At 69.2% G+C, this 16,082-nt stretch carries 13 protein-coding genes; 7 read left to right on the plus strand and 6 right to left on the minus strand.

Annotation, left to right across the window (positions count from 1 at the left end; genetic code table 11):
- Nucleotides 1-54: 54 nt before the first annotated feature.
- The gene (locus KY501_RS25240; protein WP_224365934.1) at nt 55-1,575 is read left to right on the plus strand and encodes a gluzincin family metallopeptidase; all 1,521 of its coding nucleotides are present in this window, start codon (nt 55-57) and stop codon (nt 1,573-1,575) included.
- 14 nt (nt 1,576-1,589) lie between these two features.
- On the opposite strand, the gene KY501_RS25245 is transcribed toward KY501_RS25240, so the two are convergent.
- The 3 genes from KY501_RS25245 to KY501_RS25255 form a co-directional block, all read right to left on the minus strand.
- Nucleotides 1,590-1,931: a hypothetical protein gene (locus KY501_RS25245; protein ID WP_224365935.1), complete on the minus strand. Its 342-nt coding sequence runs from the start codon at nt 1,929-1,931 to the stop codon at nt 1,590-1,592.
- 150 nt (nt 1,932-2,081) lie between these two features.
- Nucleotides 2,082-2,600: a hypothetical protein gene (locus tag KY501_RS25250; protein WP_224365937.1), complete on the minus strand. Its 519-nt coding sequence runs from the start codon at nt 2,598-2,600 to the stop codon at nt 2,082-2,084.
- Nucleotides 2,601-2,792: 192 nt separating this feature from the next.
- Nucleotides 2,793-3,818 carry a hypothetical protein gene (locus KY501_RS25255; protein ID WP_224365939.1) on the minus strand — a complete coding sequence of 342 codons (1,026 nt, stop codon included), beginning with the start codon at nt 3,816-3,818 and terminating at the stop codon, nt 2,793-2,795.
- A gap of 101 nt (nt 3,819-3,919) precedes the next feature.
- On the opposite strand from KY501_RS25255, the gene KY501_RS25260 reads away from it, so the two are divergent.
- Nucleotides 3,920-4,717 (plus strand): hypothetical protein, encoded by a 798-nt coding sequence (locus tag KY501_RS25260; RefSeq protein WP_224365941.1) that lies wholly within the window; start codon nt 3,920-3,922, stop codon nt 4,715-4,717.
- Nucleotides 4,718-4,782: 65 nt separating this feature from the next.
- On the opposite strand, the gene KY501_RS25265 is transcribed toward KY501_RS25260, so the two are convergent.
- Nucleotides 4,783-5,964, minus strand: a complete 1,182-nt coding sequence (locus tag KY501_RS25265) for an acyl-CoA dehydrogenase family protein (protein WP_224365942.1) — start codon at nt 5,962-5,964, stop codon at nt 4,783-4,785.
- Nucleotides 5,965-6,083: 119 nt separating this feature from the next.
- Between KY501_RS25265 and KY501_RS25270 the strand changes: the two genes are divergently transcribed.
- From KY501_RS25270 to KY501_RS53985, 4 genes are all read left to right on the plus strand, one after another.
- Nucleotides 6,084-6,848, plus strand: coding sequence for an SDR family NAD(P)-dependent oxidoreductase (locus tag KY501_RS25270; RefSeq protein WP_224365943.1), 765 nt, complete (start codon nt 6,084-6,086; stop codon nt 6,846-6,848).
- Nucleotides 6,849-6,949: 101 nt separating this feature from the next.
- The gene (locus tag KY501_RS53980) at nt 6,950-8,746 is read left to right on the plus strand and encodes an outer membrane protein assembly factor BamB family protein (protein WP_224365944.1); all 1,797 of its coding nucleotides are present in this window, start codon (nt 6,950-6,952) and stop codon (nt 8,744-8,746) included.
- 107 nt (nt 8,747-8,853) lie between these two features.
- On the plus strand, nt 8,854-9,303 hold the full coding sequence (locus tag KY501_RS25280) for a hypothetical protein (protein WP_224365946.1): 450 nt from the start codon (nt 8,854-8,856) through the stop codon (nt 9,301-9,303).
- Nucleotides 9,296-9,883: a beta-sandwich domain-containing protein gene (locus KY501_RS53985; RefSeq protein ID WP_224365948.1), complete on the plus strand. Its 588-nt coding sequence runs from the start codon at nt 9,296-9,298 to the stop codon at nt 9,881-9,883. Before KY501_RS25280 ends, KY501_RS53985 begins: the two co-directional genes overlap by 8 nt.
- Before the next feature lie 18 nt (nt 9,884-9,901).
- On the opposite strand, the gene KY501_RS25290 is transcribed toward KY501_RS53985, so the two are convergent.
- The gene (locus tag KY501_RS25290) at nt 9,902-11,734 is read right to left on the minus strand and encodes a methyl-accepting chemotaxis protein (protein WP_224365950.1); all 1,833 of its coding nucleotides are present in this window, start codon (nt 11,732-11,734) and stop codon (nt 9,902-9,904) included.
- A 223-nt stretch (nt 11,735-11,957) separates the two neighbouring features.
- On the opposite strand from KY501_RS25290, the gene KY501_RS25295 reads away from it, so the two are divergent.
- Complete coding sequence (locus KY501_RS25295) at nt 11,958-15,299, plus strand: hypothetical protein (RefSeq protein WP_224365952.1); 3,342 nt, start codon at nt 11,958-11,960, stop codon at nt 15,297-15,299.
- On the opposite strand, the gene KY501_RS25300 is transcribed toward KY501_RS25295, so the two are convergent.
- Complete coding sequence (locus tag KY501_RS25300; protein ID WP_224365953.1) at nt 15,290-16,081, minus strand: alpha/beta fold hydrolase; 792 nt, start codon at nt 16,079-16,081, stop codon at nt 15,290-15,292. The genes KY501_RS25295 and KY501_RS25300 overlap by 10 nt on opposite strands.
- Between the last annotated feature and the right edge of the window lies 1 nt (nt 16,082).

Consider the following 16,082-nt stretch of genomic DNA (forward strand, 5'->3'; position numbering starts at 1 on the left):
TGTATGCCCTGCAAACCCTTCCCTGTCGCGCGCTTCCTGCATAGGGTGGCCGCCATGGACCGTCCCGTGCACTCCGTTCGTGCGAGGCTGGACGATTTCCTCGCCGAGCTGGCCACCCTCCACTATCGCCACGGCGCTGGACTCTCGACAGACCTTCCCGTCAGCGCCCTCCACGCCACCTTCCCCGAGCTCTCCGACCCCGCCACCTTCGCCGCCGCCACCGAGGCCCTGGAGAAGGCCCGCTCCAAGAACGACACGCTCGCCGCTCGCCGCCTCCAACTCCTGCGCGAGCTCATCGCCGGGCAGGTGGAAGAAGCCCTCGCCGCGAGCGACACCGAGGCCGTCGCGAAGCTGGAGGCCCAGGCTCGCCTGCCCGTGGATGATCAAGCCCTCTCCTTCGGAGAGGTGCTGGCCCAAGTCCCTCTCGAGACACAGCGCGGCCGCCGCGCCCTGCTCGAACGAGCCGTGGGCAACTTCCTCTGGGGCGAACGAGGCCGCTATGGCGCCCGGCGCGAAGCAGCCCTCCGGACCACCGAACGGCTCGGAGCCAAGAGCTATCCCCAACTGCGCGAGGCCGTCTCCGGCATCGCCCACGACAAGCTCGTCCAGGCCGCGGAGGAGACCCTCAAGCGCACGGAGGACGCCTACCGCGATGTCCTCAGCTACGTGCTGCGCAAGCTGGAACCCACGCTGCGCCCACTGCCCGGCGGAGACGCGCGCCGGCACGATCTCCAGGCCGCGCTCCGAGCCCCTTGGATGGACAGCTTCTTCCGCCGCGAAGACCTGATGCCTGCCGTCACGCGCTGGCTGGAAGAGTGGAACCTCCCGCCCGCCGCGAAGGGCCGCATCCGCATCGACGACGAGCCCCGTCCCGGCAAGGCCCGCCGCCCCTTCGTCACCGCCGTGCGCGTGCCGGACGAGGTGCGCCTGGTGATCCACCTCGAAGGAGGCATGGACGCACTGAGCGGCCTGCTCCACGAATTCGGCCATGCTCAGCACCTGGCCCACGTGTCGGACACAGCCCCCGTGGAGTTGCGCCGGCTGGGAGACGCCTCCGTGACGGAGGCCTACGCCTCGCTCACCGAACGCCTGCTGCTCTCCCCCGAGTGGCTCAAGCGCTACCTCCACCTGCCCACCACTTCGGCGCGGGACACGGTGCGTCTGGCCGCCTTCCAGGCCCTGGCGGTGATGCGCCGCCACTGCGCGAAGCTGGTTTACGAGCTGTCCCTCTCCACACGTGGAGCCTCGGAGGAACGGGCCGAGGAGTACGCGGCGGGCCAGCGGCGCGCGCTCTTCGTCGAGCCCCACCCAGGCTTCTTCCTCTTCGACGTGGATCCCCAGTTGTACTCGGCGCGCTATCTGCGGGCGTGGGCGCTGGAAGCTCGCCTCACGGCCCGGCTCATGGAGCGCTTCAACGAGGACTTCTGGCGCAACCCCTCCGCCAGCGCCTGGCTCAAGGGGCTGTTCTCCCGCGGAGGCACCGACGATGCGGAGGCGCTCTCCACGGAGGTTTCTGGCACGGCCCTGTCGCTGCCCGAAGCGGGAGCCCGCCTCGTGGCCATACTCAATGGGTAGCCCCCCGCTACCGGCTACTTCTTCTTGCGCAGCGCGCGGACGATCTTGTCCTTGGCCGCGTTGCCGGACTTCTCGCTCGTGCGAGCAGCGGTCGCCTTGGGCTTGCTGGCCGTCTTCGTCTGGCCGGTGCGCTCACGCATGGCCTTCATCAACTGCATCTCGATGACAAGAAGCTCGTCGGCCAGCTCCTCGTTGTTGCCCGCCGCACGGGGGAGCGGAGCGCTGGTGCTCGGAGCGCCCGCACCGTGACGCATCCGCAACACCTTCTCCTCTTCGGACGTCAGGGTGCGCGCCTTCTCCAGCGCCGCCTTGACCTCCTTCGTCGTCACCGTGCTACTGCCAACCTTGCGCTCCATCTCCACTCCCTTGAAATGGCGCCATCTGAACACATGAGCATGTCAGACGCGTCTGGGCCGCAACCAGTGGGGATTCTAGAAGACGCAAGGGGTCGGTCAAATTTTCTTCCAACAGGCTGATCCCCATCTGTAGCAGGCCAACCCTCCGGCCTAGAGATGGAGGCCCAGTCCGACGAAGGCCGAACCGAGCGCCTGGCGCTCCCCCGAGAGGGGATCCCCCCCGGTGGAGAAGCTTTGATATCGCGCTTCGGTCGCGAGGAAAAATCCCTGTCGGAGTTCCACCCCCACCCCGCCGCTCACCTCCGCGCCCACGAGCAGGCTGGAGGGGGACGTGACAGGGCGGACCGCCGACGGGACGTGGGGGACCAGGAGGCTGGCGCCCAGGCCCAGGTACGGCCGGACCCAGGAGTCCCTCAGAGGGGTGAAGCGCACCGCCAGAGGGGTGGCCGTGGTGAGCAGCTGGCTGGTGGCCACGTGCCCTCCCACCTCGGCCAGGGCGTCCGCCCGGCGGTAGACCCAGCCCACCTCGGCGGCGTAACCAATGAGGCGGCCCTTGGGAGTCCCCGTGAGCATGAAGGCCCCCACGGGCGCCACGGTGAGCCCCAGGCTCTGTCCCTGGGCCCACGCCGAGGAGGCCCCCAGGCACGACAACACGAGCAAGAGCAGCACGAAACGACGCATCCCCCTGCGCACAGCAAGCCCAGGGCCATCCGAGAGGCTCCGGATTTCAAGGGCTTACAGAGCCTCGCGGCAAAAGGCAGCCCTCCGCCGGGACACGCGGGTCAGGGCAGCCAACCAGGCCGCCCTATCAGGTAGGGCGTCGCGTCACGCACTTCGCCCCACACGCCGTGCTCCGGTGGCTCAGGGCGCCTCGTCGTCCGGGTCCGTCTCGCCCGGAGTGCCCCCATCCGCGCCGTTCTTGGCGCGCGGGATGCCAAAGCGGTCGAGTGCATCGGCGATACCCTGAGGCTTGTCCTCGTCCGGCAGGAACTTCTCGGGCGGCTGCAGCTTGGGGTCCCGGCCAATCTCGGTGAGGGTGGTGTCCAGGGTGATGTGCAGGCTGGCGGCCTCGGGAGACTTGGAGGCGGGCACCTCGAGGCGGCCATCCAGGTGCGTCTTGAGGACGACGGAGGTGGCCGCATCCACCAGCACCTCGCCATCCAGGCTCTGGGGGACGCGGTGCTCGAAGAAGGCCAGGCGGCGCCGGGTCGTCTCATCGCGCCCGTTCTTGGGCGCCAGCAGCGTGGGCAGCTGCTTGGAAGCAGTCTCATCCGGCTTCTCGCCCAGCTTCACCTGGTAGCGCCAGGCCGTGCGCCCCTCGTAGGTGATGGTGCCCTGGGGCTCCAGCAACATGCGGCCCTGGAAGAGCCCATCCATGTCCCTCAGCGCCCCGGTGAGCTCCGCGCGGGTGCGCTCGGCCATGCCCCGGTCGCGCAGACGCTGGCGGAAGGGGCCATAGCGGTTGCGCGCGTACACCTTGCCCCCCACGCGCATCACCTCGAGCCCCTGGTCCCGACTGTTCTCCAGCTGACCATGGAAATCCCCGCTGACACCGCCCGGGCCGGCCTGCAGGGTGCGCTTCTCGGAGAGCTTCATCGGCGCGGCATCCCGGGCGCTCCACTCGAAGTCGACCTGGGCGTTGTAGGTGTGCGGCCCCAGGCGCTCGGTCACCTCGGCGGCGTCCATGCCCAGGATGCGGCGCGCCACGCGCGGGTTGTCGGCCACGTCCTCGGGCGGCAGCTTCTCGGCGGCCGAAGCCACCACCTTGGGGGGATCCTCGGGCGAGAAGATGCGGGCCTTGGCCGCTTTGTCGACCGGATCGCTGGTGCAGGCCGCGGTGGCGAGCATCAGGGCGGCGATGAGTGTGGACCTCTCGAAACGACTCACAGATCCTCCAACATGGGAGTGGCGCAAGTTATGTGGCGCGTACAGAGGCGGCAAGCGCCCCTTGCGCTCCGCTGTGCAAGGGATAGAACGCCACACTCACCATGCAGAACCTGCGCGACAAACTCCTGAAAGCTGGCCTCGTATCCGAGGATCAGGCCAAGAAGTCAGAGACGAGCGCTCCGGCCCCCCGCCGCTCGCCCCCTGCCCAGACACCGCGCCAGGAGGCTGGCGCGCCTCGGCGTGAGGACCGTCCGCCACCGCGCCGGGACGATCGGCCGCCCCGCCGGGACGACCGGCCGCCCCGCCGGGATGATCGCCCGCCCCACCGCGAGGGAGGAGGCCGCCCGCAGCATGGCCGGCCCGCCGCCGCGGCGGCTCCCGAGCGCCCCATTCCCAAGCTGCCGCCGATGCCGGGCTCCAAGGAGTACCAGCGCATCGAGTCGAAGAAGCAGTTGGAGCTGGATCGGGCGCTGCGCGAGCTGGTGATGGGGGCGCAGGTGGCCACCGATCCGGGCGCGACGGCCTTCTACTTCATGACCCGCAAGGGGCGGTTGCGGCGGATGGAGCTGACCGAGCCGCAGGCCAAGGCGCTCGAGGAAGGCGTGCTGGCGGTGGTGGAGCGGCCCGAGCCGGCGCAGATCGAGCACGCGCTGGTGCCAGCGGCGACGGCCGAGCAGATGTTCGCGCTCTCGAAGAAGGCGGTGCGGTTCCTGAATCGCAAGGAGAACCCCATCGGCTTCATGAGCGACGAGGACGTGAAGACGCAGCAGGCGGCCGAGGCCGCGGGCACGGCGCCGGAGATTGCCGACGAGCCCGAGGGTGACGAAGCGGCTGCCGCGGCGCCCCCCGCCGAGGGTGGCACGCCCGAGGGTGGCAGCACCGAGCCTCAGGCCCAGTAGCTGTCTCGGAGCGCGGCCGCGAGCTGGTATGCCTGTCATACCAGTGGGGCCAGGCCGCCTCCGCCTCAGTTGAACGCGTCGATGCCGGTGATGGCTTTGCCCAACACCAGCGTGTGCACCTCGTGGGTGCCCTCGTAGGTGAAGACGCTCTCCAGGTTGAGCATGTGCCGCACCGGTGGGTACGCGTCCGAGATGCCGTTGGCCCCGTAGATGCTCCGCGCCGAGCGGGCAATGTCGAGCGCCGCCTTCACGTTGTTGCGCTTGGCCAGGCTCACCATCACCGGCGTCACCTGGCCCTCGTCCTTCAGCCGCGCCACCCGCAGGCCCAGCAACTGCGCCTTGACGATCTCCTGGAGCATGTCCGCCAGCTTCTCCTGCGTGAGCTGGTACCCGGCGATCGACTTGCCGTCGAACTGCACGCGAGACAGCGCGTACTCCCGAGCGCCCTCGAAGCACGAGATGGCCGCGCCCGTCACCGCGAAGGAAATGCCCAGCCGCGCGTTGTTCAGGCACGACAGCGGCCCCTTCAGCCCCGTCACCTTCGGCAGCACGTTGCGCTCCGGCACGCGCACGTCCTGGAAGGACAGCTCGCTCGTCACCGAGGCCCGCAGCGAGAACTTCCCGGGGATCTCCCGCGCCGTGAAGCCCGGCATCCCCTTCTCCACCAGGAAGCCGCGCACGGACTCAGGCCCGCCCTCCTCCGTCTTCGCCCACACCACCGCCACGTCCGCGATGGAGCCGTTGGTGATCCACATCTTGGTGCCGTTGAGCACCCACGTGTCCCCGTCCTTGCGCGCCCGCGCGCGCATGCCGCCCGGGTTCGAACCGAAGTCCGGCTCCGTCAGGCCGAAGCACCCGATGATGCGCCCCTGCGCCATGCCCGGCAGGAAGCGCTGCTTCTGCTCCTCGCTGCCGTAGGCGTGGATGGGGAACATGCTCAGCGAGCCCTGCACCGACGCGAACGAGCGCAGCCCCGAGTCCCCGCGCTCCAACTCCTGGAGGATGAGGCCGTAGCTGACCGCGTTCATCCCCGCGCAGCCGTACCCCTGGAGGTTGGCGCCCAGCACGCCCAGCTCCGCCAGCCCCGGAATGAGGTGCGCGGGGAAGGTGCCGTCCCGGAAGTGCTGACCGATGATGGGCAGCACCTCCTTGTCCACGAAGCGGGCCACCGCGTCTCGAGCGGCCTTCTCCTCGTCCGTCAGCAGCTGGTCGATGAGGAGCAGGTCGGTGATCTCCGCGCGCGGCATGGCTCTTCCTCGGGTGACGGGGGTGCGCGGCTTGTAATCCCCACTCCCAGGGCAGTCAAACCACCCCCGCCGTGCATCCCTCCCCCGCCCCCAGGCGCGTCCGGCTATCCTGCCGCGCCATGACGACTCCGACGAAGACAGCGGTGGTAACGGGCGCCAGCCGCGGCATCGGCCGCGCGGTGGCCCTGGGCTTCCTCAAGCAGGGCTACACCGTGTGGGCTCTGGCCCGCTCGGACGAGGCCCTCGAGGGACTGCGGCGCGAAGGCGGCGAGGCCCTGCACCCCATCCCCTTGGATGTAACGGACGAGGCCGCGGTGCTGGCCGCCTGTCGCACCGTGCTCCAGGCCGGTGCCCCTCGCGTGCTCGTGAACAACGCGGGCATCTCCGTCTCCGCGCCGCTGGCGAAGACGCGCACGGAGGACCTGGCGCGGGTGATGGCCATCAACGCCACCGCCCCCTACCTCTTCTGCCGCGAGCTCATGCCCGCGATGGCCGCGGCCGGTGGCGGGCGCGTCATCAACATCGGCTCCGTCGCCTCGATCCGCGGCGCCGCGTACACCTCGGCCTATTGCGCCTCGAAGCACGCCCTGATGGGCATCACCCGCTCACTGGCCGTGGAGTTCGCCCGCAAGAACGTGACGGTGAACCAGGTGAACCCGGGCTGGGTGGACACCGACATGCTCACCCAAGCGGTGAACACCATCAGCAAGTCCACGGGCCGCACCGAGCAGCAGGCGCGCGACACGCTCGCGAGCATGAACGCCAGCGGCCGCGTCATCCAGCCAGAGGAGGTAGCGGCGGCCTGCCTGTTCCTCGCCTCGGAGGAGGCCGCTGGCATCACGGGCGCCGCCATCCCGCTGGCCAACGGCGACTTCGGCAGCTGAGTCCGGCCGTCTGCTGAGACACCGACCCCGACCTGGGTCCATTGCGCCGGGAAGATCCGGTGGACAGCCTCCCGCATCCCTTTGAAGGCGGGAGGTCCCTCGTGAGGTCGTCGTCGTGGAGTGTGGTGGCAGGGCTGCTCGTGGCTGCTGGGTGTGGAGTGGAGAACGACCCGTCGGCTCAATGGGCCGGGTTGACGAGCTCGCCTCCCACTCGTGCCCCTACCCTCGTCACCGTGGAGCCAGGCGCGGTGATGTTCCCGCGCACCACCGTGGGCCACTCCGTCACCACGTCCGTGCGCATCCGCAATCACGGTGAAGGCACCGCGCAGCTCTTCCTGGGCATCCCCGAGCCCTTCACCGTGGCCCTCACCTCGCTGACACTTGCTCCGGGTGCGGAGCAGATGGTGGATCTGCGTCTGGAGCCCACCCGTCCCGGAATCGCGGGAGCCGTCCTGCAGCTCCTCGCCAAGGACCGCAGGATTGAAATCACCGTGCGAGGCGAAGTGGATCCCGCCTCCACCGGAGGCTCCGAGGACAACTCGGACGGGCAACTGTCTACGCCCAGGTGCTCTGGACCGGCGGGCACGGCACGGCTCGCCTGGTCCTACGTCCCGCCGCAAGACCAGACGCTCGAGTTCACCGGCGCCATGGACAGCGAAGGCCACCTCTATGCCACCGAGTGTCCGCGCTACTGGGACACCTCCGAGGACGGCCCGCTCGACCAGCGCACCTGCCACCTCCTCTCGCTCGATCGAGACGGGCACGTGCGCTACCGCAGCCCCCTGGCCGGCACCCAGTACGTGCACGTGGACCTCATCTCGGGAGAACGCCTCTACGGAACCTTCGAGCGGACCTCCCCACGCGTCACCTCGCTGAGCGCGGCGGATGGCAGCGTGCTCTGGTCCACGCCGCTCCTTCCGATGCTCGACGCGGGGTGCAAGTGGGCCTACTTGTCCGCGCCCGTGCTCGCGGGGCCGAACGTCGTCGTCGCGGTGTACGCCATCGGCGACGGAGTGACATGCAACGCACTGCTGGCGCTGAACGCGGACACCGGAGCGCTGGCATGGAAGGTGAGCTCGGGCTCGCGCTTCACCCAGCCCATCGCCGACAACCCAGGCAACCTCTATACGAGCCACTACGCCATCGCCCAGGACCACTCGACGGTGCTCTCGTACTCCTCCACGGGCTCCCTGCGCTGGCAGTCCGAGCGGACCGGCGAGAGAACCCCACTCGCCGTCAACGGAGGGACCCTGATGCTCTCGGCCGAGGAGCTGGCCGATCCGGACACCGGCGTGTATCGGACCGCACTGGGAACCGCGGGCATTCCCCGGCAGCACTCGGAAGGAGCGCTCCCGTTCGGCCCCTCACCGCATGCCGACGTGGCGCTCAGCGCCCAGGGCCTGATCGCGCTCCCGGACGGCCGCTGCACCGGAGCCGCGTGCCCCACCGACGCGCATGTGAGCGGGCGCTTCTTCTATGGGCTCGATGCCACAACGGGACAGCTGCGCTGGAGCGTGCCGGTGGGCGGGTACCCGTCGGCGCCGCTGCTCACGGCTCGCAACTCGCTCCTGCTGGTGGATCGCCCCGTCCCCGAGGACTGTGAGTTCGGCTGCCAGGGCAGTGACTCGTCCTTCGAGTCGTACCTGCACGAGTTCTCCCTGGACGGCCGCGAACAGGTGGCCTGCAAGCTCCAGGGCCTCGCGCCCTTCATCACCTCTCCGGCGCTCCACAAGGGCCGGCTGTTCCTGGGCGCGTGGCTCAACTGGAACATCGAGAATGACGCGACGCGTTTCCTCGGCCTGCACGCCTACGAGTTGGGCACGCCGACGGATCCGGCCACCACGGGCTGGGTCACCGAGGGCGGTAGCCACGAGCGCCAGGGCCAGCCGACGCTCTAAACCTCCGCGAGTCCTTGCAGCTCCAAGCCGTTGCCTGGAAGTCCCGACTCTGTCACGCTTCCAGCGTTTACCGGCGTTGCACGCTTCGGTAATGGCTGGGGGACAGCATGAAGACGACCACGCTCTTGCTCTCTTCGACCCTCGCGGTCCTGGGGCTGGGTCCGCACCTTCAGCCCACGGCCCCTCCCACGCCATCGGCGGTTCCCAGCCCCGCCGCCCCCGCTCCGGACTTGCAGCAGTTCATGGAGAAGGAGCTCAACAGCGCGCTCACCGACGTGAGCTACCAGGTCTTCCACGCCCGTAGGTCGGGCGACGCGCCCGCGCCCGAGCTGGTCGAAGCGCTCGAGCGGCTCTCCACCAAGGCCTCGCTCTTGGCACACCACCCCAGAGGCCAGGATGCGGATGGCACTTCGTTCCGCATCTACTCCGTCCAGCTCCAGGTCGCCGTGCGCGGACTCACCGAGGCCAGTCTAGAAGGAGACGAAGTCCAGCAACGGTTCTGGATGACGCACGTCTCTTCCGTGTGCAATTCGTGTCACGCTGAGTACCGTGAGTGACACCCTCCTTCCGAAGATCGCCCTCGCCGTCCTCGCCTCCCTCCTCGCACTGCCCGCCACGGCTGGAACCGTGAAGGGCAAGGTCCCCGTCGCGGATGCCCAGGAAGCAGAGCGAACGGTCGTCTACATCGAGCAGCTCCCCGAGGGGAGCCTGCCCCCACCACCTACCACGCCGGTGAAGGTCTCTCAGCGCGGCGCCCGCTTCTCTCCGGCGGTGATGCCAGTGGTGAAGGGCTCCTCGGTGGACTTCACCAATGATGACTGGGTCACCCACAACGTCTTCTCCAAGTCCAAGGTGAGGACGTTCGATCTGGGGCTCTACGCCAAGGAGCAGACCAAGGTGGTGAAGTTCGATCAGGCGGGCCCGGTGGAGATCTTCTGCTCCATCCATCCGAGGATGAACGCCGTCATCCTGGTGCTCCAGAACCCGTACTTCACCAAGCCCGCGGAGGACGGCTCCTTCACGCTGCCCAACGTGCCCGCGGGTGAGTGGAAGCTCCGGGTGTACCGGCCCGGACTGGAGAAGGAGCCCGTGTCCGTGAAGGTTCCCGCCAAGGGCACCATCGAGGCCAACCCCTGACGGAGCGCACGGCGCCGGCTACAGCTTGTAGCGACGCACCATGGTGGTCACCTCGCGCGAGGCGCCCATGAGCCGCTCTGCCGCCTCCTCGGTGGCCTGCAGCCGCGCCACCGTCTCCTGCGAGAGCGAGGACAGATCCTTCAGCGCGTCGAAGAGCTGGGCGATGCCCGCGTCCTGCCGGGCCACCGTCTCGGCGATCTCCCGGACGACGAGCCCGTTTTCGTGGACCAGCGAGGCCAGCGCGCGAAGGCTGTCTCCCGTAGCCCGCACCTGCGCCAGCCCGCCCTCCACCTCGCGCGCGCCGTGCTCGCTGGTCTCCACCGTGTTGGAGATGGCCACGCGGATGTCCTCGAGGATCTCCTGCACCCGCGCCGTGGCGCCCACGGACAGATCCGCCAGCGAGCGGATCTCCCGCGCCACCACCGCGAAGCCCTTGCCGTGCTCCCCGGAGCGCGCCGCCTCGATGGCGGCATTGAGCGCCAGCATGTTGGACTGGTCCGCCAGATCCTTCACCGTCTGGGTGATGCCGCCGATCTGCGCCGTGCGCTGCTGTAACTCCTGGCTGGTGTGGGCGATCTGATCCACCTGATCGCGGATGAAGGTGAGCCCACCCACGCTGCTCTCGATGGCGCGCTCACCGGCCCGGCCGAGCGAGTCCGCGCGCTCGGCGCCCTTGAGGACGGCCTGGGCGCGCTGGGCGGCGCTCTGCGAGCTGCGTTGAAGCTCCTGCGCCGTCACCTGGGTCTCGTAGAGCGCGGAGGCCTGGCGGGTGGCGGTGCGGTTCTGCGCCGCCGCATCCGTGGAGAGCTGGGAGGCGGCGTGCTCCAGCTCGTTGGCGGAGGCATCCAGCACGAGCAGCACCTCGCGCAGCTGGTCCATCATCCGCCCGAACGAGGTGCCCAGCTCGCCGATCTCGTCCTTGGAGCGCACCTCCAGGCGTCCACGGAAGTCTCCCTCGGCCACCACGCGAGCGGCCGCGGCGGTGAGCTGGCGCAGCGGCCCTGTTACCCGGCGGGCCAGGAGGAAGGCCACGGCTCCGGCGGCGAGCGCCCCCGCCGCGGCCAGGGTGAGCAGCGAGAGCAGCGTCCTGCGGAACTCGGCGAGCTCCCCCTCCGCGCTGCGGATGAGCACCATCCGCAGGCCATCGCCCATGTCCAGCCGGATCGCCAGCAGCCGGGTGGTGTCTACCTTGAGGAAGCCCTGGGAGTCGCCCGCGGTGGGCAGCGCCTTGAGCACATCCTGGGGTTTCAGCGCGACCAGGCCGCTCGCGCTGACCGTCTGATCCGACAAGAGGAAGGTCTGCGCGCCGCTCTGCTCCCGCAGGCGCCTCAGCAGGGAATCCCCCAAGCGGACTCCCAGGACGGCGTAGCCGACAGTCCTCCCGTTGGCCTCCACGGCGTTGAAGACGCTCCAGTAGGGCGTGCCGTCGATCATGAGCAACCCGGGCTGATTGCGCGCGATGAAGGTGGTGAGATCCGTGGGAACAGTCCCCTGCAAGCTGCCCGCGCGCACCTTCCCGCTCGGGTCCGTGAGCAGGAACAGATCCACCTCCATCAACGCGCGCTGCTCGTGGGCGACACCCTCGAGCGTCTCCCGGTCCATTCCCTCCGCGGAGAGCAGCGCGCGCAGCGTCGGGTTGTTCACGACGCCCCGCGCCACCACGGCCAGCACGCGCCCCTCCTGATCCAGGAGGCTGCGCCAGCTGGCGATGTCCTGGTCCAGGTTGACAGACAGACGGTCCCTGAGGCTCCCCCGTAGCGACATGGCCACGAGCGCGATGCTGCCGAAGGACAGCACCAGCACGACGAGCAGGAAGGCCGCGGTCAACCGGGCGGCAAGGCTGAGCTTCATACGCGGCGAAGAAGGAACGAGAAGGGCGGCAAGACGAAAAGAGCCTAGTCCGAAAGCGGAGGCACTTGGAGGGGCAGATGTCGCACGAGGTACCGAACGAAAGGGAAGGGCCTCAGGTACGGCTCCAACCCTCCTGGCGCCTGCTCACCTCCTCCCTGGGTTCATGACTCTTCAGCACGTCTGAGGAGCGATTGATCTAGCCTCCAGAGCGCTCGGAGGTGTCATGCAAGTCCCCACGCGTGAAGCGCTGCTCAAGCAACTGGACTCCCTTCCTTATGGAGCTCGCATGGCGCAGGCGGCTGCCGTGGGAAGGCAGGCCCGAGGCACAGCGCCCTTGACGCAACTCATGGACGAGTTGCTCGCCGGAGAGGCCTACGAGGCGAGCATCGCGCTGCAGATGGCCCGTGCCACGAAGGACGAAGCGGTGCTGCTGCGCGGCCTCTCCCACCCCTCGTTGATGATCCGGACCCTGGCCGCCTCACTGGCGGGCCCCTGCATCCAGGATGATGCCTCGTTGGAGCGGGTACTCCCGGAACTGGCCCCGGCGCTGAGGCGGCGCGTGCTCAAGGGCCTGGCGCTGGCTCGCAGGAGCGCGCTGGCCACCCGGCTCCTGCCACAAATCCTCGCGAAGCATGGCGCTGGAGAGGCCGTCCTGCTGCTGCCCGCGTTGGATGAAGCCTCGGTGCGACGGCTCCTGCCGGAAGTAGGCCACGCGCTCAGGAGCTGGCACACGCTGACGTGTCGCTACCCGGACGCGGTGCTCGAGTACCTCCGGGCCCTCTTCGCCGCCGTGCCCGAGCGACAGCGCACCTACCTCTTCTACACCTACCACGCGCCGCTGGAGGAACTGACCAACCTGCGGAGCGCCGCGGTGCTCGCCCTCGCACGCGACTACTCATCGCTGGAAGTGCTGCCTCGCGCGCTGATCGCAGGGAGCCGCAGGCTCACCCGGCGACACCCGGAGCAGATGTTTGACCTGCTCACGCGGCCGTCCCTCCGAAGCTGGCTGAAGAACCAGGGTCTACCCGCGGGCGTGCTGTTGGAGGCGGATGCCTTCTCGCCCGAGCAACAGCTCGCGCTGGCCCGGATCCTCGGAGAGGTTCCCCATAACCTCGCGGCCTTCCTGGGTGCCCTGCCGCCCTCACGCCGCGCGGCCCTCTTCGCCCACGCCTTCGAGGGAATCCCCACGCGCGAGCTGCCGGACGCGCTCCTCTCCGTGCTGCCCCACACTCTGCGGGACGCGGAGGCCGCGCGGAGGCTCACGTTCCGCGAGATTCAAGAGGATCGGGATCGGCTGCTGGCCACCCACGCCCTGCGACTCATCGAGCACGCGCGCGAACCGCTGACGAAGGCCGCCTTCGCGGCGAAGGCGGAGGATCGGGCCCAGGCGCTCGTCCACCTGGTGAACGCGACGGGGCTGTCCCGCCGGGGGATGACGGAGACGCTGACGCACCTGATGCGGCTGCGCAACGAGCAGGATCCGGTGCGCATGGCGGCGCTCAACGCGCTGGCGAACGTGCCGCTCTCCAGCTTCACCGCCGAGCACATCCCCTCGCTCAAGGAGCTGGTGACGTACGTCGTGGAGGCACGGGACTCCTCGTCGACGACACGCGCGGCGCTCCAGCGGCTGGCCTTCCGGCTGATGCAGGGCCACGCCACCGAGCCGGAGGGCCCTCTGTTCCAGTTCGCGCTGGAGACGCTGAAGCGGCTGGCCGGGCAGAGCGGGACGCTGTCGCTGCCACGGCTCGAGCAGGATCTTCCGCGGGGCGCCGAGTTCCGCATCGTCTCGACCCTGCTGCCGATGATCCGCTCCGCCGCCGAGCGGGACAACCACGTCCTCACCCTCTCCCTGGCCCAGGCACTGGGGCGGCGCGCGTGGAATGTGGATTTGCTCCAGGCGATGCTCGAACCGGCGACGAACAGCTCGCCGGAGGGCATGGCGATGACGGCCATCTCCCTGTGGCTGGCGCCGCCCCATACGCGGGACGTGCGGGTGCGCAAGCTGCTGGATCGAGACGAGACAACAGCGGTCCTGCCCCCGGTCTTCAGGCACCTGCACCGGAGGCGGCAGGACTTGCTGGACCCGTTCCTCCAGGGACGAGCGCTGCAAGGGCGCTTCATGAGGGGAGACGCGGGCTGGGTGCCCCACTATGCCGAGAACGGCTTCCACCGCTGGCTGCCCCGGCAACAGGAGCAGCTCCTGTCGTTGCTGCTGCGTGTCGCCCGGGATGGGCAGCGCAGCTCCAGTGAGCGGCAGAGCATGCTGCACATCATCCGCCGGATTCCCGTGGTGAAGGCGGACACGCTGGCCTCGTTCCTCACCTCCGAGGATGTGCCCACGGTGGAGGCCGCGCTCGGCGCGCTGGCGTGGATCGATCGGCCGGAGACGGCGCTCCCCATCCTCCTCGAGCACCTGGACGGAGATCGCGCGCGAGTCGCCATGTACGCGGTGCCCCGGGTGGCGAGACTGGTGACGGCGGAGACGCTGTCGGCGACCCTGGCGGAGCTGCTCGGGCGCGAGAAGCTGAAGGTGACGGTGCAGAAGGAGGCGGTGCGGCTGCTCGGGACGTTCCGGTCGCCGCACAGCCTGACGCTGCTGCGCCAGCACTTCGATCGCCCGCAGCTGCACCGGGACGTCCGCATCGCGGTGGGCCACGCGGCACGCCGGCTGCTGGACCAGGAGGAGGCGTGGGCCATTCTCGATGCGATGGCGCGGAGCCCGGACACGTACGTGGCGATGAGCCTGCTGGATCAGAGCCCCTCCGAGCTGCGTCCCGAGGTGCGCCCGCGCTACGCGGCCCTGGTGCTCCAGGTGGCTCGGCATTCCGAGCTCACCGTGCGCAAGCAGGCGTGGCTCAAGCTCGCGGCCTGGTCCCCCGGCCTGGAGGAGCAGGTGGCGCGGGCGGCCTCCGAGCGCATCCTGGAGCTCGCGGGCGGTGCCGAGTGGAAGGAGGCCACACAGACGCTGGTCAATACCGTGCGAGACGGTGTCGCGGTGGAGCAGGTGATCTCGACGGTAGCGGCGCTCGTCACGCAGCCCGTCACCGAGACGCAGAACGCCACGGCGGAGAGGGATCTGCCGGCCCGCCAGCGGCTGCAGGGGCTGTGCGCGGCGTTGCTGGAACTGCCGCCACCGGCGCGCCTGCGGCTGCGGACTCGACTGCATGAGGTGGCGGATGTCATCGCCACGGACGCATCGCTCTGGCCGGAGAGCGTGAGGCTGCGGCTGAGCGTGCTCGACTGGAAGAATGCGGAGACGGTGAGCAAGGCCCTGCTCCACCTCACGCACGAGTCGCACCAGGAGCCACTCTTCGCCCCGACGCTCGCGAACGAGGTGTCCATCGCGGTGGGGAACCCGAATGCCCAGTGGGAGCCGGAGACCCTGCTGGAGATCTCGGATCACGTCGCCCAGGCGGCTCCCCTCGTCTCGGTGGAGTTGGTGTTTGCCGCAGGGAACCGTCTGCACTGGCGAGAGGACGCGGCGAAGCGCCTCCGCGTCCTGCGCGAGCACTCACGCCCGGCCGTTCGAGCCGCGGCGCGAGCCATCACCACGGCTCAAGAGTGAGCGTGGGCGCGGAGGAACTCCAGCAGGTGCGCGTTGAACACCTCGGGGTGCGTGAGGCTGGCGGCGTGGGAGGCCCCGGGGATGCTGACGAAACCCACGCTGCCGGGCAGCAGATGGCTGAGCAGTTCTCCCTGCGAAGGAGAGATGGTGGTGTCCTCGGCGCCGTGCAGGACGAGCGCCGGACACCGGATGTCCTTCAAACGCTTGCTGATGTCATCCCGATCGACCAGACAGCGGATGGCGGCCAGCACGTGCGCCCCGGTGAGCACCCGCCAGTGATTGATCCAGGTGGTGAAGCGAAGCGGATCTCCCAGGAAGGAGCTGGCGAGGATATGGAGGATCGGCTCGATGGGCCCCTCGGAGGACCAGATCTTCGCGATGTCCTGGTAGATGTCCTTCTGCTGGGCCTCCTCCGGAGTGATGCGGGTGCTCATGAGCACCAGGCCCTTGACGCGATCGGGATGGCGCAACGCCATGCGCAAGGCACAGTGGCTGCCCAGGGACATGCCGCCCACCACCGCCCGATCGATGCCGAGGTGATCGAGCAGGGCCACGCAGTCATCCGCTGAGTCCCAGAGGTTGAAGGGCTTGCCGTCCCAGCGCGTGCGTCCCAGCGCGCGCGAGTCCCAGCGGATGACGCGGAACTCGGGGGCCAGCGCGAGCACCTGCGGCTCGAACATGCGGCTGTCCATGAGGAAGCCGTGGCCCAGAATGAGAGGAGGGCCCGAACCACCCGAGTCCTCGAAATAGATGTCCTGACCGTGAATGGAGACAAGGGGCATG

The organism is Hyalangium versicolor (genome assembly GCF_020103695.1).
Taxonomy (GTDB): Bacteria; Myxococcota; Myxococcia; order Myxococcales; family Myxococcaceae; genus Hyalangium; species Hyalangium versicolor.